The 24,634-nt window shown below is 69.3% G+C and carries 23 protein-coding genes; 18 read left to right on the top strand and 5 right to left on the bottom strand.

All coding sequences use genetic code 11. The annotated features are described in order from the left end of the window. The first annotated feature begins 241 nt into the window (after positions 1-241). The 4 genes from rplU to proB all read left to right on the top strand — a co-directional run bounded on the left by rplU (position 242) and on the right by proB (position 3,514). On the top strand, positions 242-553 hold the full coding sequence (rplU, locus tag ABFX45_RS25670; RefSeq protein WP_109642823.1) for a 50S ribosomal protein L21: 312 nt from the start codon (positions 242-244) through the stop codon (positions 551-553). Positions 554-567: 14 nt separating this feature from the next. Beyond that, positions 568-825, top strand: a complete 258-nt coding sequence (gene rpmA, locus ABFX45_RS25675) for a 50S ribosomal protein L27 (protein WP_109642821.1) — start codon at positions 568-570, stop codon at positions 823-825. A 106-nt stretch (positions 826-931) separates the two neighbouring features. After that, the gene (gene obgE, locus ABFX45_RS25680) at positions 932-2,383 is read left to right on the top strand and encodes a GTPase ObgE (protein ID WP_109642819.1); all 1,452 of its coding nucleotides are present in this window, start codon (positions 932-934) and stop codon (positions 2,381-2,383) included. 3 nt (positions 2,384-2,386) lie between these two features. Next, a complete protein-coding gene (proB, locus tag ABFX45_RS25685; protein ID WP_346132447.1) occupies positions 2,387-3,514 on the top strand; it encodes a glutamate 5-kinase in 1,128 nt (375 codons plus the stop codon). Positions 3,515-3,851: 337 nt separating this feature from the next. Here the strand turns inward: proB and ABFX45_RS25690 are convergent, their stop codons facing one another. Beyond that, a complete protein-coding gene (locus ABFX45_RS25690) occupies positions 3,852-5,117 on the bottom strand; it encodes an MFS transporter (RefSeq protein WP_346132449.1) in 1,266 nt (421 codons plus the stop codon). 69 nt (positions 5,118-5,186) lie between these two features. Between ABFX45_RS25690 and ABFX45_RS25695 the strand changes: the two genes are divergently transcribed. Continuing rightward, positions 5,187-5,570, top strand: coding sequence for a VOC family protein (locus ABFX45_RS25695; protein WP_109642813.1), 384 nt, complete (start codon positions 5,187-5,189; stop codon positions 5,568-5,570). Here the strand turns inward: ABFX45_RS25695 and ABFX45_RS25700 are convergent. Then, a complete protein-coding gene (locus ABFX45_RS25700) occupies positions 5,552-6,454 on the bottom strand; it encodes an AraC family transcriptional regulator (RefSeq protein ID WP_109642811.1) in 903 nt (300 codons plus the stop codon). The two genes, ABFX45_RS25695 and ABFX45_RS25700, sit on opposite strands and share 19 nt — an antisense overlap. A gap of 81 nt (positions 6,455-6,535) precedes the next feature. Between ABFX45_RS25700 and ABFX45_RS25705 the strand changes: the two genes are divergently transcribed. After that, positions 6,536-6,946 (top strand): anthrone oxygenase family protein, encoded by a 411-nt coding sequence (locus ABFX45_RS25705; protein ID WP_346132452.1) that lies wholly within the window; start codon positions 6,536-6,538, stop codon positions 6,944-6,946. Here the strand turns inward: ABFX45_RS25705 and ABFX45_RS25710 are convergent. Next, on the bottom strand, positions 6,924-8,114 hold the full coding sequence (locus ABFX45_RS25710) for a cytochrome P450 (RefSeq protein ID WP_109642808.1): 1,191 nt from the start codon (positions 8,112-8,114) through the stop codon (positions 6,924-6,926). The two genes, ABFX45_RS25705 and ABFX45_RS25710, sit on opposite strands and share 23 nt — an antisense overlap. Before the next feature lie 151 nt (positions 8,115-8,265). Here ABFX45_RS25710 and ABFX45_RS25715 point away from each other — a divergent pair, with 151 nt between their 5' ends. Next, on the top strand, positions 8,266-10,497 hold the full coding sequence (locus tag ABFX45_RS25715; protein WP_346132454.1) for a choice-of-anchor P family protein: 2,232 nt from the start codon (positions 8,266-8,268) through the stop codon (positions 10,495-10,497). Here the strand turns inward: ABFX45_RS25715 and ABFX45_RS25720 are convergent. Both ABFX45_RS25720 and ABFX45_RS25725 read right to left on the bottom strand, forming a co-directional pair. Then, complete coding sequence (locus ABFX45_RS25720; protein ID WP_346132456.1) at positions 10,494-11,438, bottom strand: PrsW family intramembrane metalloprotease; 945 nt, start codon at positions 11,436-11,438, stop codon at positions 10,494-10,496. The two genes, ABFX45_RS25715 and ABFX45_RS25720, sit on opposite strands and share 4 nt — an antisense overlap. 1,087 nt (positions 11,439-12,525) lie before the next feature. Continuing rightward, a complete protein-coding gene (locus ABFX45_RS25725; RefSeq protein WP_109642802.1) occupies positions 12,526-14,610 on the bottom strand; it encodes a RecQ family ATP-dependent DNA helicase in 2,085 nt (694 codons plus the stop codon). 63 nt (positions 14,611-14,673) lie between these two features. Here ABFX45_RS25725 and ABFX45_RS25730 point away from each other — a divergent pair, with 63 nt between their 5' ends. The 11 genes from ABFX45_RS25730 (at position 14,674) to ABFX45_RS25780 (ending at position 24,599) form a co-directional block, all read left to right on the top strand. After that, a complete protein-coding gene (locus ABFX45_RS25730) occupies positions 14,674-15,939 on the top strand; it encodes a glutamate-5-semialdehyde dehydrogenase (protein WP_233440298.1) in 1,266 nt (421 codons plus the stop codon). A gap of 16 nt (positions 15,940-15,955) precedes the next feature. Continuing rightward, a complete protein-coding gene (locus tag ABFX45_RS25735; protein ID WP_109642798.1) occupies positions 15,956-17,125 on the top strand; it encodes a cytochrome P450 in 1,170 nt (389 codons plus the stop codon). Positions 17,126-17,303: 178 nt separating this feature from the next. Continuing rightward, positions 17,304-17,885: a nicotinate-nucleotide adenylyltransferase gene (gene nadD, locus ABFX45_RS25740; protein WP_346132460.1), complete on the top strand. Its 582-nt coding sequence runs from the start codon at positions 17,304-17,306 to the stop codon at positions 17,883-17,885. 85 nt (positions 17,886-17,970) lie between these two features. Continuing rightward, positions 17,971-18,174, top strand: a complete 204-nt coding sequence (gene cspE / locus ABFX45_RS25745) for a transcription antiterminator/RNA stability regulator CspE (protein WP_030468099.1) — start codon at positions 17,971-17,973, stop codon at positions 18,172-18,174. Between the two features lie 141 nt (positions 18,175-18,315). Then, positions 18,316-18,699, top strand: coding sequence for a ribosome silencing factor (gene rsfS, locus ABFX45_RS25750; protein WP_109642793.1), 384 nt, complete (start codon positions 18,316-18,318; stop codon positions 18,697-18,699). 8 nt (positions 18,700-18,707) lie between these two features. After that, positions 18,708-19,313 (top strand): histidine phosphatase family protein, encoded by a 606-nt coding sequence (locus ABFX45_RS25755; RefSeq protein ID WP_109642791.1) that lies wholly within the window; start codon positions 18,708-18,710, stop codon positions 19,311-19,313. After that, the gene (gene octT, locus ABFX45_RS25760; protein WP_112228299.1) at positions 19,310-20,023 is read left to right on the top strand and encodes a diglucosylglycerate octanoyltransferase; all 714 of its coding nucleotides are present in this window, start codon (positions 19,310-19,312) and stop codon (positions 20,021-20,023) included. The genes ABFX45_RS25755 and octT overlap by 4 nt, the downstream gene beginning before the upstream one ends. A 20-nt stretch (positions 20,024-20,043) precedes the next feature. Beyond that, positions 20,044-20,937 carry a DegV family protein gene (locus tag ABFX45_RS25765; protein ID WP_109642787.1) on the top strand — a complete coding sequence of 298 codons (894 nt, stop codon included), beginning with the start codon at positions 20,044-20,046 and terminating at the stop codon, positions 20,935-20,937. Between the two features lie 87 nt (positions 20,938-21,024). Further along, positions 21,025-21,708, top strand: coding sequence for a ComEA family DNA-binding protein (locus ABFX45_RS25770; protein WP_346132464.1), 684 nt, complete (start codon positions 21,025-21,027; stop codon positions 21,706-21,708). A gap of 144 nt (positions 21,709-21,852) precedes the next feature. Beyond that, positions 21,853-24,465 (top strand): ComEC/Rec2 family competence protein, encoded by a 2,613-nt coding sequence (locus ABFX45_RS25775; RefSeq protein WP_346132466.1) that lies wholly within the window; start codon positions 21,853-21,855, stop codon positions 24,463-24,465. Then, positions 24,402-24,599 carry a hypothetical protein gene (locus ABFX45_RS25780; protein ID WP_109642783.1) on the top strand — a complete coding sequence of 66 codons (198 nt, stop codon included), beginning with the start codon at positions 24,402-24,404 and terminating at the stop codon, positions 24,597-24,599. Before ABFX45_RS25775 ends, ABFX45_RS25780 begins: the two co-directional genes overlap by 64 nt. The last annotated feature ends 35 nt before the right edge of the window (positions 24,600-24,634 follow it).

Raw genomic sequence — 24,634 nt, forward strand, 5'->3', positions numbered from 1 at the left:
CATGTGCGGGGGGACGACGAGACCCGCGCAGAACTGCCGCGTCGCTTCGTGTGTGAGGGACGGCACAGCCTGCGCAAACGCGATCAGGGCACCCCAGTTTGCTCCGGCTGTACCCACTCCCGTAACCTTGTTGACGGCCCGTTATCCGACGGGTCCTGTCGTGTGCCTCCTCTGCCAGGTTTTTCGCAGATGGGTTGGCGCATGGCCCGTCACCATCGAGTAGCAGGAGACTTCCGTCCTGATGTACGCGATCGTCAAGACCGGCGGCAAGCAGTACAAGGTCGCTGTCGGCGACATCGTCGAGGTCGAGAAGCTCGAGGGCGAGCCGGGCACCGAAATCTCCCTCCAGGCGCTGCTCGTGGTCGACGGCACCGACGTGACCGCTGACGCTGCGGCCCTGGAGAAGTTCTCGGTGACCGGCAAGGTCGTCGAGCACACCAAGGGTCCGAAGATCCGCATCCACAAGTTCAAGAACAAGACCGGCTACCACAAGCGCCAGGGTCACCGCCAGAAGCTGACCCGCGTCGAGGTCACCGGCATCACCGGTAAGTGAGGACCTGACTTCTCATGGCACACAAAAAGGGTGCGTCCAGTTCCCGCAACGGCCGTGACTCCAACCCCCAGTACCTGGGTGTGAAGCGGTTCGGCGGTCAGGTCGTCAAGGCCGGCGAGATCCTGATCCGCCAGCGCGGCACCAAGTTCCACCCCGGCGTCAACGTCGGCATCGGCAAGGACGACACGCTGTTCGCCCTGGCTCCCGGTGCGGTGGAGTTCGGCACCAAGCGCGGTCGCAAGACCGTCAACATCGTTCCGGTCGCGGTCTGAGGACCGTTTTCCGCGAACGACTGTTACACACCTCAGCGAGGGGCGGGACCGGTCATCCGGCACCGCCCCTCGTTGCTTGTTCAGACTTTTGAGAGGACGTAGTTCCGTGGCCCGCTTCGTAGACCGGGTGGTGATCCACGCTGCCGCCGGCAACGGGGGCAACGGTTGCGCTTCCGTGCACCGCGAGAAGTTCAAGCCGCTCGGCGGCCCGGACGGCGGCAACGGCGGCAAGGGCGGCGACGTCGTGCTCGTCGTCGACTCGCAGGTGCACACCCTGCTCGACTTCCACTTCCGCCCGCACGCCACCGCCACCAGCGGCAAGGCCGGCGCGGGTGCGAACCGCGACGGCGCGAACGGCGAGGACCTGATCCTGCGCGTCCCGGACGGCACCGTGGTGCTGACCGAGGACGGCGAAGTCGTCGCGGACCTGGTCGGTGAGGGCACCCAGCTCATCGCCGCCGCCGGTGGCCGCGGTGGCCTCGGCAACGCCTCGCTCGCCTCGAAGGCCCGCAAGGCCCCCGGTTTCGCGCTGCTCGGTGAGCCGGGCGAAACCCGCGACCTGGTGCTGGAGCTCAAGTCCGTCGCGGACGTCGGTCTGCTCGGCTTCCCCTCGGCCGGCAAGTCGTCGCTGATCTCGGTGCTGTCCGCCGCGAAGCCGAAGATCGCCGACTACCCGTTCACCACGCTGGTGCCGAACCTCGGCGTGATCACGGCGGGTGAGACGATCTTCACGATGGCGGACGTGCCCGGCCTGATCCCCGGCGCCTCTCAGGGCAAGGGCCTCGGCCTGGACTTCCTGCGCCACATCGAACGCACCGCGGTGCTCGCGCACGTCGTCGACTGCGCGACGTACGAGCCCGGCCGTGACCCGATCGCGGACATCGACGCGCTGGAGAACGAGCTGGCGGAGTACACCCCGTCACTCGGTGGCGACTTCGCCGACCGCCCGCGCGTGGTGATCCTGAACAAGATCGACATCCCGGACGCCAAGGACCTCGCCGACATCGTCCGCCCGGAGATCGAGGCGCGCGGCCTGCCGGTGTTCGAGGTGTCGACCGTGTCCCGCGAGGGACTGCGTGAACTGACCTTCAAACTGGCCGAGGTCGTGCGCGAGTACCGCGCCGCTCAGCCGAAGAAGGAATCGACCCGAATCGTGCTGCGGCCGACCGCCGTGGACGACACCGGGTTCACCGTGACCGAGGACCCCTCGGTCGAGGGTGGCTTCATCGTCAAGGGCGACCGTCCCGAGCGCTGGATCCGCCAGACCGACTTCTCCAACGACGAAGCCGTCGGTTACCTCGCCGACCGCCTGAACAGGCTGGGTGTCGAGGATCAGCTCGTGAAGATGGGCGCCATCCCCGGCTGCCAGGTCACCATCGGCGACCTGGTGTTCGACTGGGAGCCGACCACGCCGGCCGGTATCGCGATGACGATGACCGGACGTGGCACGGATGCCCGTCTCGAGCGCAACGACCGCATCGGCGCCACCGAGCGCAAGGCCCTGAAGAAGGCCCGCCGCGCGCCCGGCGAGTACGGCGACGACTTCGACGAGGAGTAACCCGTGACGGCCCCCGCGGTCTCACAAGCACGGCGCGCGGTCGCTTCGGCGAACCGCATCGTGGTGAAGGTCGGTTCTTCTTCTTTGACCACAGCGGAAGGTGGCCTCGACCCGGCGCGCCTCGACGCCCTGGTCGACGCCCTGGCCGCCCGCTGCGCCGCGGGCAGCCAGGTCGTGCTGGTCTCGTCCGGTGCGATCGCCGCCGGCCTGGCGCCGTTGAAGCTGTCCCGCCGCCCGCGCGACCTCGCCACTCAGCAGGCCGCGGCGAGCGTCGGCCAGCTGACCCTGGCGCACGCCTACGCGAACTCGTTCGGCCGCTACTCCCTGACCGTCGGCCAGGTCCTGCTGACCGCCGACGACGTGGTGCGCCGCGCCCACTACCGCAACGCCCAGCGCACGTTCTCGCGTCTGCTGGCCCTGGGCGCGGTCCCGGTCGTGAACGAGAACGACACCGTCGCCACCGAGGAGATCCGCTTCGGCGACAACGACCGTCTCGCCGCCCTGGTGGCTCACCTGGTCGGCGCAGACGCGTTGTTCCTGCTGTCCGATGTCGACGCTCTCTACTCCGGCGACCCGCGCAAGCCCGGTGCGGTGCGGATCTCCGAGGTGGCTGGAGCGTCCGATGTGGACGGTGTGCAGGCCGGCACCGCCGGGGCGTCCGGCCTCGGCACCGGCGGCATGGCCTCAAAACTGGCAGCGGCACGACTCGCTTCCTCGGCCGGCATCCCGGTGCTGCTGGCGGGTTCCTCCGACGCGTCCCGGGCGTTGTCCGCCGCAGACGTCGGCACGGCCTTCGCCGCTACGGGCTCGCGCCTCACCGCACGCCGCTTCTGGCTCGGTTACGCCACCGACGCGAACGGTCGCCTGCACCTCGACGACGGCGCCGTCGCCGCTGTCGTAGGCCGACGCCGTTCGTTGCTGGCAGCGGGAATCACGGGCGTGGACGGCGACTTCGAGGCAGGCGACGTAGTGGAGCTCGTGAGCCACGCGGGCGAGACCGTGGCGCGCGGTGTGGTCGGCTACGACTCGGCCGAACTGCCGTCGTTGATCGGCCGGAAGACCCACGACCTGCCGGAGGAGCAGCGTCGCGAGGTCGTGCACGCCGATGACCTGGTGCCGCTGCACCGCTGATCTCGGACAGCGCCGCGGTTGCCGCCCGGCCTGGACTGTGTGCGTCTGGCGCCGCTCGCCCATTCCTGGCCGCGTCGTCAGTCACACACGACCGCGAGCTTCAAGATCACGGCCCTGGTGGCATGCCCCTCCCACCCAGGGGGCCAGACCGGCCGATACGTCAGAGCCTAGCTGCGGAAACGGCTTGTCAACCCACCGCTCGGCGATCTGTGGACAAGCTGCCGCTCCCGCCTGGGCAGCCCGAACCCGGAGGCCGAGGCGGCTCTTCGGCCTCGGCGCGACGCTGCTGAGCCGCGACGACGACTGGTTCGTGCCAGCCGACCTCGAGGAAACCACCTCAGCGCAGAGTGACGCCCTTGGTCTCCGGCAGCGTCAGGATCACCAGGAACGTGATCACCGCGCCCACGGCGACGTACCAGAAGAACACCGTGCCGCCGACGGCCTGGATGACCAGCGGCGCGGTGCCGCCGAACAGCGCGACCGTGAGGTTGTACCAAGCGCCGATGCCGAGCCCGCGCAGTTCGGTGGGGAACAGCTCACTCATGATCGCGGGCGCGATCGACGTGATCGCCGTGTAGAGGCCGAGCCCGACGCAGAACACGATCACGAGGTTGATCAGGCCCGGCCGCACCAGCGTCGACAACGGCACGACCAGCAAAGCCATCGCGCCGGCCCACACGAGCATCTGCGGTTTGCGGCCGTAGCGGTCGGCCAGCCAGCCCATCGGGTACTGCAGCGCGATGAACACCACGGTGCCGATCGACAGCGCCAGGAACACGTCGATGTCGTTGGCGCCCTTGGTCTTCACCGCGAACGGCGTCAGCGCCGAGAAGAACGTGTAGAAGCTCAGCGTCGAGAGCAGCGTGACGCCGATGAGCTGACCGACCGCCTTCGGATGTTCCTTGAGCGTCATCATCAACGGGTTGCGCAGGCTCTCCGCCTTGGCCTTGTTCTCCTCGAACTGCTCGGTCTCCTTCAGCTCCCGCCGAAGCCACAGCCCGATCAGACCGAGCACCCCGCCGATGAGGAACGGCACGCGCCAGCCGTAGGAGGCCATCGCCGCCTTGTCGAGGTTGCGGGACAGGACGAACCCGAGCAGCGACGCGGTCAGCACCGCCGCACCGGTGGAGATGTAGAAGAACGACGAGTAGCGGCCGCGGTGTGCGGCGGGCGCGATCTCCGCGAGGTACGCGGACGCGTTGGACACCTCACCGCCCAGCGCCATGCCCTGCGCGATGCGGGCGAGCACCAGCAGAGCCGGTGAGAGCCAGCCGACCTGCTCGAAGGTCGGCAGCAGGCCGATCACGACCGAACCGCCGGACATCAGCACGATCGTCAGCAGCATCGCGGTGCGGCGGCCTTTGAGGTCCGCGAACCGGCCGAGCAGATAACCGCCGAGCGGTCGGAAGAAGAAGGCGAGCGCGAACGTGGCGAATGTGCTCAGCAGGGCGGCGGCCTCGTTGCCCGCGGGGAAGATCTGGGTGGCGAAGTAGATGCTGAACGCCGTGTAGATGCCCCAGTCGTACCACTCAACAGCGTTGCCCGCCGACGAAGCGACGAGAGTGCGCACGGGCAGTCGATGAGTTTCCGTGGTCACCGCCATGTGGGCACTTTCTCACAGAGGAGGGTGCCTCGGGTGAACGTCTCAACTGGCTCGTCGATACTCCTGTGCGTGCGTTCTCTTGGTTTGGTGACGTTGGTGGTCCGCGACTACGACGAGGCGATCCGCTTCTACGTGGACGGTCTCGGGTTCACGTTGGTGGAAGACGAGCCGCAGGGCGACAAGCGCTGGGTCGTGGTGTCCGCAGGCGGTGGAGCGTCGTTGTTGCTGGCGCAGGCCTCGTCGGAGGAGGAGAAGGCGCGCGTCGGTGACCAGACCGGCGGCCGTGTCGGGTTCTTCCTCAATACCGACGACTTCGACCGCGATCACGCCCGCATGACCGAGTTCGGCGTGCGCTTCCTGGAGACGCCGCGCGACGAGGTCTACGGCCGCGTGGCCGTCTTCGAGGACCTCTACGGCAACCGCTGGGACCTGCTTCAGCCCGCCCGCGCCTGACCGGGGGAGACTCCGACGATCCGCTTGAACGCCCGGCTGAACGCCGCTTCCGACTCGTAGCCGAGCCCGCGCGCGATCTCGCTGACCGTGCTGTCCCGGTCCCGCAACCGGTTGAGCGCCACGTGCATGCGCCACCGCGTCACGTACCGCATCGCCGGCTCGCCGACCAGGTCGGTGAACCGCGCCGCGAACGCCGACCGGGACATCGCGGTCTGGTGCGCCAGGCGTTCGACGGTCCACGGCTGCGCGGGATCGCGGTGGATCAGCGCGAGCGCCTGCCCGATCTGCTGGTCCTGCAAGGCTCCCAGCCAGCCGGTGCGTGCGGCGGGGTCGTTGGCGAGCCACGAGCGGATCGTCTGGATCACCAGCACGTCCGCGAGCCTGGTGATCACCGCTTCGCCGCCGGGGCGCAGGGTGCGCGCCTCGGCGGCCATCAGGTCGATCGTGGCGCGCATGTCGTCGGCCTGCCGGACGTACAGCAGATGCGGCAACACGGTGATGAGGTGCTTCGCCGCCGGATGGTCGAAGCGGACCGCGCCACACACGAGGTGCGTGACGGCGCCGCCGTCGCCGTACCGGAGGATCGCGTAGTTGTCGGTTTCGAACGTGTGCGGCAGCGTTGTGACCAGTGGTGATGCCGCGTCCTGAGCGCTGAACAGCCGATGGCTCCGGCCGCCGGGCACGAGGAGGACGTCCCCGGGTTCGAGCACCGTGATCGCGCCGTCGACCTCGACCTCGCACCGGCCGCTGGTCAGCACGTGGAACCACAGGCAGTCCTCCATGTCGGGCATGGTCAGTCCCCACGGCTCGGTGAGTTCGTTCCGGCAGTAGAAGGTGCCGGACATCCTCAGCAGGTGCAGCGCCTCGCCCAACGCGTCCGTCATGTCATCAGTCTGGACGAACGAGCAAGCGCGCGCGATGAACTGTCATTGAGAGTCCGGTGTTGACGCGACAAAGTGGACGTCATGGGGATAACCACGCTGATCGCAGTCACCATGTCCGGCCTGATGGCCGGCGTGTTCTTCGCCTTCTCCACGGCCGTCATGCCCGGCCTCGCCGACCTGTCCGCCGAGCACGCCCGCGGTGCCATGCGCCGGATGAACGTCCGCATCCAGAACCCGTTGTTCCTGCTGGTTTTTCTCGGCACCGCTGTCCTGTGCGGCATCGAGGTCTTCCAGGGCAGGATCGTCGGCGGCCTGCTCTACATCGTCGGATGCTTTCTGCTGACGATGTTCGTCAACGTCCCGATGAACAACCGCCTCGAACGGACCGACGACGCCTACTGGCCCGAGTACCTGCGCAAGTGGACGCTCTGGAACCACGTGCGCACCGTCGCCTGCCTCGCCTCGACGATCATCCTGCTGCTCGGATTCTGAGTCCGCGCTTGGGGCGCATCGCGGCGACGCTCGTGGGCGTGATGCGCTGGGGCAGGAGTTCCGGTTTCGGCCGCTGCAGCAACGCTTTCAGCATCACGGTCAGCTCCGTCGTGGCAAGCCCGGCGCCGATGCACCGGTGTGGCCCGCCGCCGAACGGCAGGAACTCGTGCGGCGCGGGCTTGCGCTCCCACCGGTCCGGGTCGAACCGCAGCGGATCCGGCCACACCTCGGCCAGCCGATGCGTGACGTACGGGCTGTACAGCAGAAACGTGCCCTGCTTGATCTTCTTCCCGGCGAACTCGAACGGTTGCGCCGCAACCCGTGCCGACACCACCGCCGGTGGGTACAGCCGCAACGTCTCGTTGACGACATTGGCCAGATAGTCGTCGTCCTCCTGCGCGCGCTCCCACACCCCGTTGTGCCGCAACAGGTTGAAGACCGCCCACGCCATCGCGCCGCTGGTCGTCTCGTACCCGGCCGCGATCAGCGTGACGACCTGGTCGCGCACCTCGAGGTCGCTCAGCCCGTCCTTCTCGCGCACGAGCGACGCGAGCACGTGGTCGTCCTCGGCCGCTCCCCGGCGCGCTTCCTCGATCGCCTGGTAGACCCGCGCGTCGACAGCTCTCCTGGCCCTCATCGCGTTGCGCCAGGCCGGAGCCTTCGTGCGCCGCAGCCACGTGACCACCGCGGGGTTGCGGTCGACCAGGTTGATCAGCAGCTGCAGGTGCGCACCGAAGAAGTCCGCGTCCTGTGCCAGCTTCTCGCCGAACAACGCGTGGATCGTGCTGCGCCGGATCGCCCGCCGGAACTCCTGGTAGACGTCGACCGTCTCGCCGGGCCGCCACGCGTCGAGCGCCGCTTCGGCGTTGGCCCGCATGACCGGCACGTAGTTGGCGATCTGCCGGTGCACCAACGCGGGCTGCACGAGCCGCCGCCGTCGCTTGTGGTCCTCGCCGTCACTGACGATCAACGACGTGGGCCCGTCCACCGGCACCAGCACCTGGAACGCCCGCTCCACCTCGAACAGCTCGGAGTTGGCGAACACGAACTGGTTCGCCTCCGGCCCGAGCAGGTAGGTGTACGGGCCCATCCGCACGACCGGCCCGAACCGCCGGTGCAGCGCGGACAGAAGATCGGCCTGCCGGAACCGCACGACGTCCGGAGTCATGGCCAAACAGTGCCACACCGCACCAGTGGGCCGTCCGCGCGTCCGTTCGGCTTCTTTGCCTCTGGCGTTCGGGTGAAGTTCGTGACGTCCCGAACTGTGTTGCGGGATCCTTTCGCCGGGTCGGGGCCCCTCTGCACGGAAGGCAGCCCGGATGTCCCGAGCCAGGCTCGCGACGGCGCTCACCATCGGCCTGATGGGCGCGAGCGTCGTGTTCGCACCACCGGCACTCGCCGATCACCTCGTCACCAGGACGTTCCACCCGACCGGCGGCGAACAGACCTACACGATCCCGGCAGGCGTCACGAAGCTGCGCGTGGTGGCCATCGGCGGACGCGGCGGCAACGGCGCCGACGGCGGCGACGGCTCGGCCCCGAGCGGCAGACGTGGCCACCGAGCCACCGCGGACCTCGCCGTCCCATCAGGCGTCACGCAGCTGGTGGTCGCAGTCGGCCAGAACGGCGGCCACGGAAACGGCGCGAACGGCGGCGTGCCGGGCTTCGGCGGCGGCGCACCCGGCGGCTTGGGCACGCCGTTCGCGGGCGGCGCCGGCGGTGGGGCGAGCGACGTGCGGCTGTGCTCGGCGGCCGCACCCTGCGACAGCCTCAGCAGCAGGCTGATCGTCGCGCCCGGCGGCGGAGGCGGCGGTGGCCGGTGCTTCGCCATCGGCTGTGTTCCGGGAACCAACGCAGGCAACGGCGGCGACAACACCGGCGGCACGCCCGGCATCCCGGGACCGGGCGGCTTCCCCGGTCTCCCCGGCACCTTCGGGTTCGGCGGACTCGGCGCACCCGGCAACCCCGCGACCGCCGGCGGTGGCGGCGGGGGAGGAGGCGGCGGTGGCTGGTACGGCGGTGGCGGCGGCGCGTCCGGATTCCAGGCGCCGACCCCGCTGATCATCGCGGTCGACGGCGGTGACGGCGGCAACGGCTCTGCCCGCGCGGGCGCCGGCGTCTCGAACTTCGTCGTAGAGGAGACCGACGAAGAGCCGTCGGTGACCATCAGCTACCTCGTCGAGTCCACGACGATCACTTACACCGGCCCGTCCTCCGGCTTCACCGGCGACCCGGTGACACTCTCCGCCCGCCTCACCGCCACGACCTCGGGCACCCCGGTGCCCAACGCCGCACTGGTGTTCCGCCTCAACGCCACCGAAACCTGCGTCGGCACGACCAACGCCAACGGCGTCGCCTCCTGCTCGATCACCCCGAACGAGAACGCGGGCACCTACCCGTTGGCGATCGGCTACGGCGGCGACGTGGTGCACCACCCGTCGAGCACGCAGGTCCAGTTCGAGGTGACCCGCAAGCCGACGACGCTCACCTACACCGGCGCGCTGACCGGTGACTTCCACGACCCGGCAACGGTCTCCGCCCGCCTGACCCTCACCGGCACCGGCGCACCCGTGGGCGACCAGCCGGTGGTCTTCACCCTGAACAACACCGAGACCTGCACCGGCACCACCAACGCGTCCGGCGTGGCATCGTGCTCGATCACGCCGAACGAGCCGGCGGGCACCTACCCGCTGACCGCGGCGTTCGCGGGCAGCAAGGGCCTGCTGCCGTCGAACACCGGCGCCGACTTCGTGGTCACCAAAGAGGAAACCGCACTCACCTACACCGGCGACGCGACCGTGGCCAACGCCGAACCCGCCCGCCTGGCCGCCAAACTGACCGAGGACGACGGCACACCCGTAGCCGCCCGCACCGTCCAGCTCAACCTGGGCGAACAGTCCTGTGTGGACACGACCGACGCCCAAGGCACCGCGGAGTGCACGATCGCGTCCGTGGACCAACCGCTCAACCCGACAGCAACAGTGCCCGTGACGGCCACCTTCGCAGGCGACCAGTTCTACGAGCCGAGCCAGACGTCCACCACGGCAGGTCTGCAACACATGACCGGCCGCGGCTTCGGCCTCTCGGGCAACGCCCTCGGCCTGACCGTGGCACCGACACCGGACACGGGCGAAGTCCGCGTCGCGCGCGCAACAACAACCACACCACCGTGCGCCGCGAACCTGCCCGTAGGCGCCCGCGCGCTGTGCACGTCGGTGGTCACAACGCTGACACCCGGCACCTCGACCGCACGCACGTCGGTCACGGAAGTCGGCATCGGCATCATCGCGCTGCGAGACGTCGTCGCCACCTCCCGCAGCACCTGCGCCGGCGCCACCGGCACCGTCACCATCGGCGCGCTGACCGTCGCCGGCCTCCCGATCACCGTCAGCAACGCACCCAACACCACGATCCCGCTGCCCGGCGGCAAGATCGTGATCAACGAGCAGGTACCGGCACCCGGCGGCCTCAAGGTCAACGGCGCCCACATCACCCTGCCCGGCGTGGACCTGGTGGTGTCGTCCGCAACCTCAGGCATCCACAACTGCTAGCGGCCTCCCGGCCACCACCGCGCGTCGGTGCGCAGCGGATAGCCGCGCACCGGCGCGAACTCCCGCCGGGACGCCCGCACCAGGCTGAGCAGCCAGAGCAGCCCGACCACGGAGATCAACGCCAGCCCGAGCCACGTGAAGACCGTGAACAGCTGCACCTGCACAGGCGTCGGCTGAGGCATGTAACCGGCCTCGAACGCCTGCTCCTGCCAAGGCTGATCGGTCAGCACCAACGTGATCACCGCGGCGATGCTGTTCATCGAGTCCCACAGCGCGTGCAGCAACGACACCCCGAGGTACGCCCAAAGCAGCCGCCCGGTGAGCAGGAAGTGCTCGCGAACACTGCGCGAGAACAACACCCCACCCAGGATCGCCGTCCACAGCCCGTGCCCGAACGGCGCGAGGAACCCTCGCAACAGCTCCGTCGTGACCAGGTCCATCAACGACAGCCCGTCCTCGGTCAACGTCGCCATCAGCGCGTACCCGGCCGACTCGAACGCCGCGAACCCGAACCCGACACTGGCCCCGAGCACCAGCCCGTCCCGTGTCGACTTGTGCACCAGATGCCGCGTGAGCAACGCCAGCGCACCGAGCTTGACCGCTTCCTCGATCAGCCCGACGCCCACGAACAGCCACGGCGACGGATGCAGCAGGTACGTCTCCAGCAAGGACGCCCCGAGCACACCCAGCACACCACCGACCGCGAACGTCCGGAACACGAGCTCCCCGGTCACCTCACCGGAGTGCCTGTGCTCGAACGCCCACACCACGAACGTCGCCGGCACCAGGAAACTGCCCAGCAGCACGATCGTCGGAATCAGGTTGGCGTTGCCGGTGAGGTAGGTGATCACCACCGTCGCGACCCACAGCGCCAGTCCGACGAGGAACATCCGCAACCACGACCTGCGTGTGCGAGGCGTGGCCGGTCCAGGCGGGATCATGCGGTGGAGTTTCTCGCTCGCCGGAAGTCACGACAACTCGGGGTCGTGCTTCGGCAGGCCCGGCACCGACGTGCCAGGTCTTCCGGCGTGATCGCTCAGCCGTTGGACGATAGTGGCAGTGCCTCACCTCCGGGTTTGCTCGAACCTGCCTGCGGGTTCACTCCGGTCTGGCCAGCGGCCTGCGGCTGGCGAGGCCGGTTGTGCCGCGTGCTGTCGGGTGCACGCCCCGACCGTTGGACGCGAGCGGCAGCGCCTCGCTTCGGTGTTCCGCCGGAGCGTGCCTGCGGGTTCGTTCCGGCTTGGCCATGGCCGTGTGATTGGCCGCTCGGTGCGCCGCGTGCTGTCGGGGCGCACGCTCGCCCCTGTCGTTGGATGTGGGTGGCAGTGCCTCACCTCCAGGTTCGCTCGAACTTGCCAGCAGGTTCGCGCCGGCCTGGCCTCCGCGGTGCGGTTCGCCGCCTCGGTCGTGCCGCGCGCTGTCGGGGGCTCAGCGGCGGTTGCGCGGTCGCCCAGCCGTTGAACTCGAATGGCAGCGCCTCGCTTCGGTGTTCCGCCGGAGCGTGCCTGCGGGTTCGTTCCGGCTTGGCCATCGGCGTGCGGTTGGCCGCCCCGGTCGTGCGCGTGCTGTCGGGCCCTGGTGTCGGATGCACGGGCGTCCAACTGTTGGGCGCGGGTGGCAGTGCCTCACCTCCGGGCTCGCCCGAACCTGCCGGCAGGTTCACTCCGGCCTAGCTTCCCGGCGCGGTGGCCGCCCGGTTGTTCCGCGTGCTGCCGGAGTCCTGTGTCGGTCGCACGTTGAACCCGAATTCAGCGCCTCGCTTCGGTGTTCCGCCGGAGCGTGCCTGCGGGTTCGTTCCGGCTTGGCCATCGGCGTGCGGTTGGCCGCCCCGGTCGTGCGCGTGCTGTCGGGCCCTGGTGTCGGATGCACGCACGCCCGACCGTTGGACCCGAGTGGCAGTGCCTCACCCCGGGCTCGGCCGAACCCTGCCAGCAGGTTCACTCTGGTCTGGCCACCGCGGCGCGGTTCGCCGCCCCGGCTGTCCCGCTCGGTCTAGCGGGCGGATGCGCGGTCGCTCAGGCGCGTACGTCAGTTCGTCACGGCCAGCGCGAACGGCAGCACCGCGGGCACCCCCTCCTTCCTGAGCATCCGAGCCGCCACCGTCATCGTCCAGCCGGTGTCGATGTGGTCGTCCACCAGCAGCACCGGACCATCCACACCGGACACATCCGGTGTCTCGCCGGAGCGCACGAGGCCGGCCAGGCGTTGGGCGCTGTTGGCTCGGTGCGTCGACTCACCGAGCCACACGGTGCCGAGGAACGGCAGCCTGCCGATGGACGCGATGCGCTGGCCGAAGCTGTCGACCAGAGCCGGGCGCCTGCGGGAACCGACCGTCACCACACCGACCGGGCGGTCGTCCCAGGCCCACGCCGACAGCACCTTCACGCAGGCCGCGAAGACGTCCTCGGGGATCTCGCGGTCGGTGCCGTCGGCGAGCAGGTCGCGGAGCCTGTTGCCCCAGCCGATGTCGGTGAGCCGGCCCAGTGCCCGGCCCGTCGCCGCGATTTCCGACGGCGGGATCTTGCCGGACAACGACACGCCGATCGCGGCCATGCCGGTGGGCCACATCTTGCGCGGCGCCACGTCCAGGCCGGGGCGCAGCAGGCGTTCGCGGGCCGCGCCTGCCGCCGTTTCCGACACCTCGACCGACAACCGCTCGCCAGTGCAGTTGTCGCAACGACCGCACTCGCGCGCGTGCGGGTCGTCCAGCTGGTCCTGCAGGAACTTCATCCGGCACGACGACGTCCGCAGGTAGTCGATCATCACCTGCTGCTCGGCCCTGCGCGCCTCGGCGATGCGCGCGTACCGATCGCCGTCGTACTCCCACGGGCGCCCGGTCGCTTCCCAGCCACCGCGCACCCGCCGGACCGCGCCGTCCACGTCCAGCACCTTCAGCACGACCTCGAGCCTGCCCCGGGACAGCTCGACCATCGGCTCGAGCGCCGCCGTCGACAACGGCTTGCTCGCGCCTGCCAGCGCGGACAGCACCTGGCGCACCACGACCTCCGCCGGGAACGCCAGCGAGGCGAAGTACGCCCAGATGTCGCGATCCTCGTGACCCGGCAGGAGGATCACCTCGGCACGGTCGACGCCGCGGCCCGCCCGGCCGATCTGCTGGTAGTAGGCGATCGGCGAGGACGGCGCGCCGACGTGCACGACGAACCCCAGGTCCGGCTTGTCGAAACCCATGCCCAGTGCGGAGGTGGCGACGAGCGCTTTGACCCGGTTGTTCAGCAGGTCCTCTTCGGCGCGTTCACGTTCGGCAGGCTCGGTCTTGCCCGAGTACGCGGCCACCGGGAAGCCGCGTGACGACAGGAACGCCGCGATGTCGTCCGCCGCCGCGACCGTGAGGGTGTAGATGATGCCGGAGCCCGGCAGCCGGTCGAGCTGCTCCGCGAGCCACCCGAGGCGTGACTCGGCGGTCGGCAGCAGCGCGACCGAAAGACGCAGGCTGTCGCGGTCCAGCGGCCCGCGCAGGACCAGCGTGCCCTCCTCGGCGCCGAGGCCCAGCTGCTCGGTGACGTCGTGGACCACGCGGTCGTTGGCCGTCGCCGTCGTCGCCAGCACCGGCACGCCCGGTGGCAGCTCCGTCAGCAACGTCCGCAGCCTGCGGTAGTCCGGCCGGAAGTCGTGGCCCCAGTCCGAGATGCAGTGCGCCTCGTCGACCACGAGCATGCCCGCGGAAGCGGTCAGCGAGGGCAGCACGGTGTCGCGGAAGTCGGGGTTGTTCAGCCGTTCCGGACTCACCAGGAGCACGTCGACGTCGCCGGCCGCGACCTGCTCCTGCACGGCGTCCCACTCGTCGGTGTTGGCCGAGTTGATCGTCACCGCGTGCACGCCTGCCCGTGCCGCCGCGTCGACCTGGTTGCGCATCAACGCGAGCAGTGGCGAGACGATGACCGTCGGTCCCTCACCGAGCTGGCGCAGCAACGCCGTCGCGATGAAGTACACGGCCGACTTGCCCCAGCCGGTGCGCTGGACGACGAGAGCTCTGCGGCGCTGAGCCACGAGGGTGTGGATCGCGGTCCACTGGTCCTCGCGCAGCACCGCCTCGGGGCCTGCCAGTGCCCGTAGCCGTTCTTCGGCCAGCTCTCGCAACGCGATGTCGTCCATGGGGAGCAAGCTTGCCAGGCGGGTCTGACAATTGTGATTGTCGCAGGTCGTAAGCTGTGCAGCGTGACTGATGACCTGCGCGACCAGGTGCACGCAGCAGCCCGCCGCGCCCGCGTCGCCGCCGACGAACTCGTCCTCGCCACCCGTGAGCGCAAGGATGCCGCGCTGCACGAGATGGCCGCCGCTCTCCGCCAGCGCGCGCCAGAGATCATCGAGGCCAACAAGAAGGACCTCGAAGCGGGCAGGGCGGCAGGCCTGCCAGACAACATCCTGGACCGCCTCACGCTCACCGAAGCCCGCATCGACGGCGTGGCCACGGGCCTGGAAACCGTTGCGGGACTTGCCGATCCGGTCGGCCAGGTGCTCAACGGCGGAATCCTCCCGAACGGGCTGGAGCTCAAGCAGATCCGCGTCCCGATGGGCGTCGTCGGCATGGTCTACGAGGCTCGCCCGAACGTCACGGTCGACGCCGCCGGTCTCGCGCTGAAGTCGGGCAACGCCGCGCTGCTGCGGGGCTCCTCGACCGCCGAGCACTCCAACACCACGCTCGTCGCAGTCCTGCGCGATGCACTCGAAAGCGTGAACTTGCCGGCCGATTGCGTGCAGCTGCTGCCGTGTCACGACCGCGCGTCCGTCACGCACCTCATCACCGCCCGCGGCCTGGTCGACCTGGTGATTCCGCGTGGTGGCGCGGGTTTGATCAACGCCGTGGTGGAGCAGGCGACGGTTCCCACGATCGAGACCGGTGTCGGCAACTGCCACGTCTACGTGGACGCGCACGCCGACCTCGACATGGCCGAGGCCATCGTCCTCAACGCCAAGACGCGTCGCACGAGCGTGTGCAACGCGGCTGAGTCGCTCCTGGTGCACAAGGACGTCGCGAAGGAGTTCGTCCCGCGCATCACCAAGGCGTTGCAGCAGGAGAGCGTGACCATCCACGGCGACGACGAGTTCGCGCAGCAGCCGAACGTCGAGAAGGCGACCGACGACGACTGGGGCACCGAGTACCTGAGCCTCGACATCTCCGCGAAGGTCGTCGGCTCGCTGGATGAAGCGGTGCAGCACATCGCGACGTACGGCTCGGGCCACAGCGAGGCCATCGTGACGAACGACGTTGCGGCAGCACGGAAGTTCACGACGCGAGTGGACGCGGCGGCGGTGTTCGTCAACGCCTCCACGGCGTTCACGGACGGTGCCGAGTTCGGCATGGGCGCCGAGATCGGCATCTCCACGCAGAAGCTGCACGCCCGCGGTCCGATGGGCCTATCCGAGCTGACGTCCTCTAAATGGGTCGTCTGGGGCGAAGGTCACACGCGCCCGAAGGCGTAGCTCTACCTTCGGAGACATGGCTCCCACCTACCCGTTCTCCGAAACCGACGGCCTGGCCCTCGATCCGACCTATGAACGTCTACGGCGTGAAGAGCCCGTCACGCGCGTGACGTACCCGTACGGCGGCGAGGGCTGGCTCGTCACGTCCTACGAAGAGACGAAGTTCGTCCTGGGCGACCCGCGCTTCAGCCGAGCGCGAACGGTCAACCAGGACGTGCCGAGGATGCAGCCCCTCATCGCGCCCGGTGGGTCGATCCTCACCCACGACGGCGAAGACCACGCACGCATGCGACGCCTCGTGTCCAAGGCGTTCACGGTGCGGCGGATCGAACAGCTGCGTCCACGCGCGCAGCAGATCACCGACGACCTGCTCGACCGCATGGACAACCCCGGCGACCTGGTCGAGGGCTTCACCATGCCGTTCCCGATCACGGTGATCTGCGAGCTGCTGGGGGTGCCGTTCGAGGACCGCGCCGACTTCCGCATGTGGTCGAACCAGGTGCTGGCCACGGTCGGCGGCTACACGCCGGAAGAGGCCATGGAAGGCATGCTCAAACTGCACGCCTACTTCACCGGCCTCATTGCGAAACGCCGTCAACAGCCCGCGGACGACCTGATGAGCGCGCTCGTCGCAGCCCGTGACAACGACGACCGGCTGAGCGAGGACGAACTCGTCCGGTTCGGCATCACGTTGCTCGTCGCCGGCCACGAGACGACGGCGAACATGATCGCCAACAGCGTCGTGACCCTGTTCGAGCACCCGGACGCCATGAAGCGCCTGCGTGAAGACCCGGACACGCTCCCGAACGCGATCGAGGAGCTGCTGCGGTTCATCCCATTGGGTAGTGGTGCCGGCTTCACGCGCATCGCCACCGAGGACGTCCAGGTCGGCAACGCGCTCGTGAAGGAAGGCGACGCCGTACTCGTGGTCGTGTCGTCGGCGAACCGCGACGAGTCGGTGTACCCGAAGAGCGACGAACTGGACCTGAGCCGCGATGTCGGCCAGCACCTGCAGTTCGGGCACGGCATCCACTTCTGCCTCGGCTCGCAGCTCGCGCGGATGGAGCTGCAGGTCGCGCTGGGCACGTTGTTGCGCCGGATGCCTGGTCTGCGGCTCGCGGAACCGGTCGAGTTCCGCAAGGGTTCGCTGGTCAGGGGCCCTGTGAAGCTCGTCGTCGCCTGGTGAGAAAAATTTTGGCCGAGCCGCGTAATGGGGGAGAGGCGGATGCGTTCCTCCTGTGCGCGGCTCTGCTTCGGGGTGGGCCGCGCGCCGTACGGCCCGTCCTCCCCCTGGGCCGTCCGGTGTGATCAGCACGACGGGCGCAGGACCATGGGAGCGGTCCGCGCCCGTCTACGCTGTTTTGATGCGCATCGGCGTCATGGGTGGCACGTTCGACCCCATCCACCACGGCCACCTCGTGGCCGCCAGCGAGGTGCAGGCCAGGTTCGACCTGGACCGCGTGATCTTCGTGCCGACGGGTCAGCCCTGGCAGAAGTCGTCGCGCGAGGTGTCGCCCGCCGAGGACCGCTACCTGATGACGGTCATCGCCACCGCGTCCAACCCCCGCTTCTCGGTCAGTCGCGTGGACATCGACCGCGACGGCCCCACGTACACCGTGGACACGCTCACGGACCTGAAGAAGCAGTACCCGGACGCGGACCTGTTCTTCATCACCGGCGCCGACGCGCTGGAGCAGATCCTGTCGTGGAAGCGCGCCGCAGACGCGTTCGCACTGGCCCACTTCATCGGGGTCACCCGTCCGGGCTACACGCTGATTGACCATCACCTGCCGCCAGGAGCCGTGTCGCTCGTCGAGGTCCCGGCCATGGCCATCTCCTCCACCGGCTGCCGCGCGCGGACCGCTTCGGGCCAGCCGGTTTGGTATTTGGTCCCAGACGGTGTGGTCCAGTACATCGCCAAAACCGGCTTGTACTCCGAGTCGTGACCACCTTTGGGTGGATTTCGCGTGCATCCGCGGTCTCGGGGAGCAACAATCATCGCGTTGTTGCTGGTTGGTGAAAGGCAAGGCTTTGGCTACAGGCACCGTGAAGTGGTTCAACGCCGAGAAGGGGTTCGGCTTCATCGCCCCCGACGACGGCTCGGCTGACGTCTTCGTGCACTACTCGGAGATCCAGTCCAAGGGGTTCCGCTCGCTCGAGGAGAACCAGAAGGTCGAGTTCGAGGTCGGGCAGGGACAGAAGGGGCCGCAGGCCCAGCAGGTCCGCCCGCTCTGAGTTTCGACGCAGTTCAAGGCCACTCCAGGGCGCTGGGGTGGCCTTCCTCATGCCCGCGTGCGACGTAACGGTTGGCGGTCGCCGGTACCCTCAGTAACTCGTGTGGGCGTATCGACGCTCGCCGGAAGTCAGAGGAGTGACGTGGCAGCCACCGACGAGGCACGACGGCTGGCGCTGGTCGCGGCGAACGCAGCGGCCGACAAGAAGGCGCACGACGTGACGGTGCTCGACGTCTCCGACCAGCTCGTGATCACTGACGTGTTCGTGATCGCGTCCGCTCCGAACGAGCGGCAGGTCGGCGCGATCGTCGACAACATCGAAGAGAAGCTGCGGGAGGCCGGCACGAAGCCGGTGCGCCGCGAAGGGGCTCGCGAGGGCCGTTGGGTGTTGCTGGACTTCGTGGACGTTGTGGTGCACGTGCAGCACACGGAGGAGCGCAGCTTCTACGGCCTGGAGCGACTGTGGAAGGACTGCCCGCGCATCGAGTTCGAAGCGGACGTCCCCGCCGAGTCCACGGCTGAATGAGGTAGCTGATGGCCCTGAGCCGGCTCGTGCTGTGGCGGCACGGTGAGACCGACTACAACGCGACAGGTCGTCTGCAGGGTCATCTGGACTCGGCGCTCACCGAGACCGGCTTGAACCAGGCCAGGTTCGCCGTCCCGGTGCTCGCCGGGTTCGAGCCGGAGATCGTGGTCGCGTCCGACCTGCAACGCGCGCGCAACACCGCTGGGGTTTTCACCTCATCGACGGACATCCCGCTGCGGATCGACGAGCGGCTGCGCGAAACCCATCTGGGCAAGTGGCAGGGACTGACCACGGCCGAGGTGGAGCAGGAGTGGCCGGGCGCCATCACGGTGTGGCGGACCGATCCGACCTACACGCCGCCGGACGGTGAGTCGCGCGTCGAGGTGGCCGCTCGGGCCGTCGAGGTCGTGACCGAGGTGGACGCGGAGTTCTCCGGCACGGTGATGCTGTGCGCGCACGGCGGGCTCATCAGTGCGTTGACCGGGCGGTTGCTGGACTTGCCGGTGCCGTCGTGGTCGCAGCTCGGTGGGATCTCCAACTGCCACTGGACGGTGTTCACGCGGCGCAACGGCCGTTGGCGGCTCTCCTCCTACAACGCGGGCATCACGCGTTGAGACTGCTCGTCCTCGGGGACTCGCTGTCGTTCTTCGGGCCTTCCGGGCCGTTACCCGCTGATCACCCGCGGTTGTGGCACAACATCTGTGCCGCTGAGCTGGGTGGTTCAGCGGAGCTGGCGGCCGGGTTCGGGTGGACGGCTCGGGACGCCTGGTGGGCGTTGACCGGGGATCCGCGGATCTGGTCGTTGCTGCCTCGCACCGACGTTCTGGTGTTCGCGGTGGGGAGCATGGACACGCTGCCGTCGCCGTTGCCCACGTACTTGCGCGAGGGGCTGCGTTATGTGCGGCCTGACTGGTTGCGGAAGTGGGTGCGGGCGCGTTATCGGGACGTCCAACCGCTGTTGGCGCCCTACGCGCGCACCGCGTTACCTCCGGCGCTGACTGCGCGGTACCTGCGGGACATGCTCCAGTCGGTGCGCAACCTCCAGTACACGATGCCGGCGGTGGGGATCGTGCCGTCGGTGCACCGGGCTCCCACGTATCGCTTTGTGCATGACGGACACGCGGCTGCGGCTGCGGCCGTGCGTGGCTGGGCCTCACGTGCGGGAGTGCCGTTGCTGGACCTGCCGGCCGTGATCGGTGAGCACGTGCGTTCCGGCGCAGGAAATCCAGACGGGATGCATTGGGGCTGGGAGGGCCACGAGCTGGTGGGCAAGGCGATGGCCGCCCTCATCTCGTCCGTGGCGTTGAGTCCCACGGAGGAGTGAGCCCCGTAGGCTCGTCGCTCGTGCGCATCTCCATCGTCACCGACTCCACGGCATACCTGCCCGAGGGGTTCGCGAAGCGCCATTCGATCACCGTGGTGCCGCTGCACGTGGCGGTGGACGGTGCCGGACGCCTCGATGGCGTCGACTTCGGTCCTTTCGAGCTGGCCGGTGCCCTTGCCGAGCACCGCCGCGTGACCACGTCTCGCCCGACGCCAGGCGAGATGGCTGCCGTGTACCGGGACGTCCTGTCGTCGTCGGACGCGATCGTGTCCGTGCATCTCTCTCGTGAGCTGTCCGGGACGTGGGAGGCGGCGCGGCTGGCTGCCGAGGAGATCGACCCGTCCCGGATTCGCGTGGTCGACTCGCGCTCGACGGGCATGGGGCTCGGTTTCGCGGTGTTGCGCGCGTGTGCGGCCGTCGCTGATGGACGTTCACACGCTGCCGTCGAGGAGGCCGCCACCTCTGCCGCCGCGCAGACCAGGATGTTCTTCTGCCTCGAAACCCTCGACCACCTGCGCAGGGGCGGGCGGATCGGCACGGCGGCGGCGCTGGTGGGGACCGCGCTGGCCGTGAAACCGCTGCTGCACATGGACGACGGCCGAATCGTGCCGCTGGAGAAGGTCCGCACGATGAGCCGGGCCGTGGGCCGCCTGGTCGACCTGGCTGCGGCCGCGGCGGGCGATGGCCCGGTAGGCCTGGCCGTGCACCACCTGGCAGCTCCCGAACGCGCCGCGGAACTGGCGACCCGGCTGGACGAACGCCTGCCCGGCTCGACGGGATGCGTGATCTCCGAGGTCGGCGCGGTGATCGGTGCCCACACGGGCCCAGGAGTGCTGGGCGTGGTGGTGCTGCCGGGAGGGCCCGACATCCTCCCACACACCCCCGACAATTCCGCGTCCTCAAGCCCCGAGTGATCGCGACCTGTCCACAACCCGCGAGTAATCCACAGCCCCGGAGCCAACCCGGTCACCCCACCCACCCCGCTCCGTAGCGTCGCCCCCATGCTCCCCCGCCCCCACCCTGCCGACAGCCCGAGCGAACGCCTGGCAGCCCTGGCCGCCAAGGTCCGCGCCGACCCGACCCTGGTCTACGCCCGCTCCGAAGACTCCGACGAACACGGCAAACCCCGCCGCCGCCTTCACCTGCCGCGCCTGCCACGCCGAGGCCTCCTGGCCCTGGGCATAGTCGTCGCCTGCACCGTGATCGGCCTGGGCAGCTGGTGGCAGAGCCCCGCCGCCGAACCGGCCCCGGCCGTGGCCCTCGTGAGCACCACGGCCGCGGCCCAGGAACTGGTCGTGAACGTGGTCGGCGAGGTGGCCACCCCCGGCCTGGTGACGGTGACCTCCGGCGCCAGAGTGGCCGACGCCGTCCGCCTGGCAGGCGGCATCAAGCCGGGCACCGACCTCCACAACCTGAACCTGGCCCGCAAACTGGCCGACGGCGAGCAGATAGCCGTCGGCCTGCCGCCCCAGGCCGCACCCGGCGCCGCCCCGTCCAAGCTGGACCTGAACGCGGCAACGGCCGCCGAACTGGACGCCCTGCCCGGCGTGGGCCCGGTGACGGCGCAGCGCATAGTCGAGCACCGCACCCGCAAGGGCCCGTTCGCCTCGGTCGACCAACTCCGCGAGGTGGAAGGCATCGGCGACACCAAGCTGGCCAAGCTGGCCGAGCTGGTCCACACCTGACCCGATCTTCCGATCCGGTTCAGCCCCGCTGCCCTCCAACAGGAGTCTGGTCATGCGTTCTGTCCACATCACCCGCCGAGCCACACCCCAATCCACCCGCGCCACCGAGCGACTGCTGCTCGAGTCAGGACAACGGAGGCTCCGGTGGTCCGCAAGCACTCGATAACCCACGACTACCGGCTGGTCCCCGCTGCGGCAGCGGTGTGGGCGACCGCCGTCGCCGGTCTCTTCCTCAGCTGGCAGGCGGCAGTCCTCACGGGCCTCGCGGCAGGGGCCATCGGCCTGGCCGCGTGGCGCAGAGCCTGGTGGACCAGGACCTGCGCGATCGCCCTCCTGATCTCCGGCCCGGTTGCCGCGGCCTGGGTGGGCAGCAACGTCCTGAGAGCCGAAACCCACCCGCTCCGACTGGCCGCCGACGAAGGCCGTACGACCACTCTCACCGTCGAACTCACGACCAGGCCGAAAGGCATCAGGGCCGCAGGCTTCGGCGGCCACCAGGCAGGCGTCGACCACGTGGTCATCACGGCGAAGGCGAACGGGGCCAAACTGGTCCTGCTGGCACCGGCCGACAAGTGGCGAAACCTGTTGCCAGGCCAAAGAGTCACGGCCAGGGGTACGCTCGCCCCGCCCCGAGGCGGCGATCTCACCTCGGCAGTCCTGCGAGTCCGCGGCCCGCCGACCGACCCGCGGCCACCTCCGATCTGGCAGAGCTGGGCGGACCACCTCCGCGACGGTCTGAAGGAAGCCAGCGAGGTCCTCGATGCCGAGGAAGCCGGCCTCCTGCCGGCACTGGTGGTGGGCGACACCGACCAGATGGTGCCTCGCATCGTCGACGAGTTCCGCACCGCCGGCCTCGCGCACCTGCTTGCGGTGAGCGGCGCGAACCTCGCGATCGTGTGCGGCGCGGTCTACCTGGTGGCCAAGCGACTCAGGGCCGGCCCGCGAACAGCGGCCGCGGCAGCGATGGCGGCCTTGGTCTGGTTCGTGGTCCTCGCGGGTCCGGAGCCCAGCGTGCTCAGAGCCGCGGTCATGGGTGCCGTCACGCTGCTGGCGCTCGTGCTGGGCCGGCGCCGGTCCACGCTCCCGAGCCTCGCGACCGCGATCCTCCTGCTGGTCCTCGTCGATCCCGCGCTGGGCGGCGATCCGGGGTTCGCGCTCTCCGTGGTGGCGACGGCGGCGCTGGTGCTGGTGGCGCCGAAGTGGTCGCGGGCGCTGAAGGAACGCGGCGTGCCCAGCGGCCTGGCCGAGGCGATCGTCGTACCGACGGCCGCAAGCCTGGCAACGGCTCCGTTGGTCGCCGGGCTCTCCGGTCAGGTCAGTCTCGTGGCGATCGTCGCCAACCTGGTCGCGGGGCCGGTGGTCGCACCCGCGACGGTGCTGGGCGTGGCGGCGGCAGCCGTCGCGCCGCTCTGGGACCCGGCCGCCGAACTGGTCGTGCACGTCGCCGGACCCGCGGTGACGTGGCTCATCCAGGTCGGGCGGCAGGCGGCGACCGTGCCCGGCGCGTCCGTCAGGTGGCCGGAGGGCTGGCTCGGGGCGATCGCGTTGACCGTGGTCGTGGCGACGGTGGTGTTGTTGCTGCGCCTCAAGAAGACGCGGACGTTGGTCGTCGCCGTGCTGGTCGGCGTCTTCGTGGTGCTGGTGCCGCTGAAGGTCGTGGCGCCGGCCTGGCCGCCGGACGGGTGGAAGGTGATCACCTGCGATGTGGGCCAGGGCGACGCACTGGTTCTGGCGACCGACGACGCCGACCGCGCGGTCGTGGTGGACACCGGGCCCGATCCCGGTGCCGTCGACCGGTGCCTGAAGACGTTGGGAATCAAGAGGATTCCTCTGGTCGTGTTGACGCATTTGCACGCGGACCACGTCCAGGGCCTGTCGGCTGTGCTCACCGGGCGTGCGGTGGGTGCGGTGGCGGTGGGGCCGCTCAAGGAGCCCGCGTGGGCGTGGAAGGAGGTCGGTCAACAGGCCCGCAGTCGTGGCGTGCGGGTGGTGGAGCCGAAGGCCGGTGAGCGGTTTGCCTGGCCCGGACTGGAAGTGGAGGTGCTGGGGCCACGACGGCCACCGACAGCAGGAGACACGAACACGACGGTCAACGATTACTCGCTCGTCCTCAAAGCACACACCAGAGCGGGCCGAGTGCTGCTCACCGGCGATGTCGAGCTGGCCGGCCAGTCGGCGTTGCTGGGGGAGCGGGACCTGGGTGCCGAGGTGCTCAAGGTGCCGCACCACGGCTCGCGGTACTCGGTGCCCGCGTTTCTCAAGGCCGTGCGGCCGCGGGTGGCGCTGGTGAGCGTCGGCACGGGCAACCGCTACGGGCACCCGAGTCCGCACGTGATGGACATGTTGCGGGCGGGAGGTGCGCTGGTGTTGCGCACGGACAGGGACGGAGACCTGGCGGTGTTGCCGGGAAACCGAATAGTACGAAGGAGAAGAGGATGGTCTGGATCAGGCTGTACAACGCGCGCTACCCGGTTCCCGGTGGCACGCCCGGGCTTGCGTGGGCCCTGTGGCAGACGAACTACTCGGCGACGCCATGGCCGCACGACGAGCTCAAACCCGATTTCGGTTACTACATCTGCGAAACACTCGAAGACGGCACCCGAGCCCTCACCTACAAGGCAACGACTACGCACGTGCTGCCACCGACCAAGGCCGCCGAACCGGAGGAGGCGTACGACCTCGTCTCGGAGTACGTGTTCGACGACGAACTGCGGATCGTGCCGCACGACTGGCACGACTACCACTACAACGTGCTGAAGGCGGAAGCCCCGTGGCCGCAACGAATCGTGGCGTGGCGCGCGAACGTGAACCCGATCGGGCCGCACGTGATGGACTGCCTGCAACGCTTTCCGCGTACCGGCTGGATGAAGACGGACGCCATTTCCTTCTGACACAACGGAGACAACGCGGTCCGGGGACGCGTGAA

Source organism: Lentzea roselyniae, assembly GCF_039537795.1.
Taxonomy (GTDB): domain Bacteria; phylum Actinomycetota; class Actinomycetes; order Mycobacteriales; family Pseudonocardiaceae; genus Lentzea; species Lentzea atacamensis.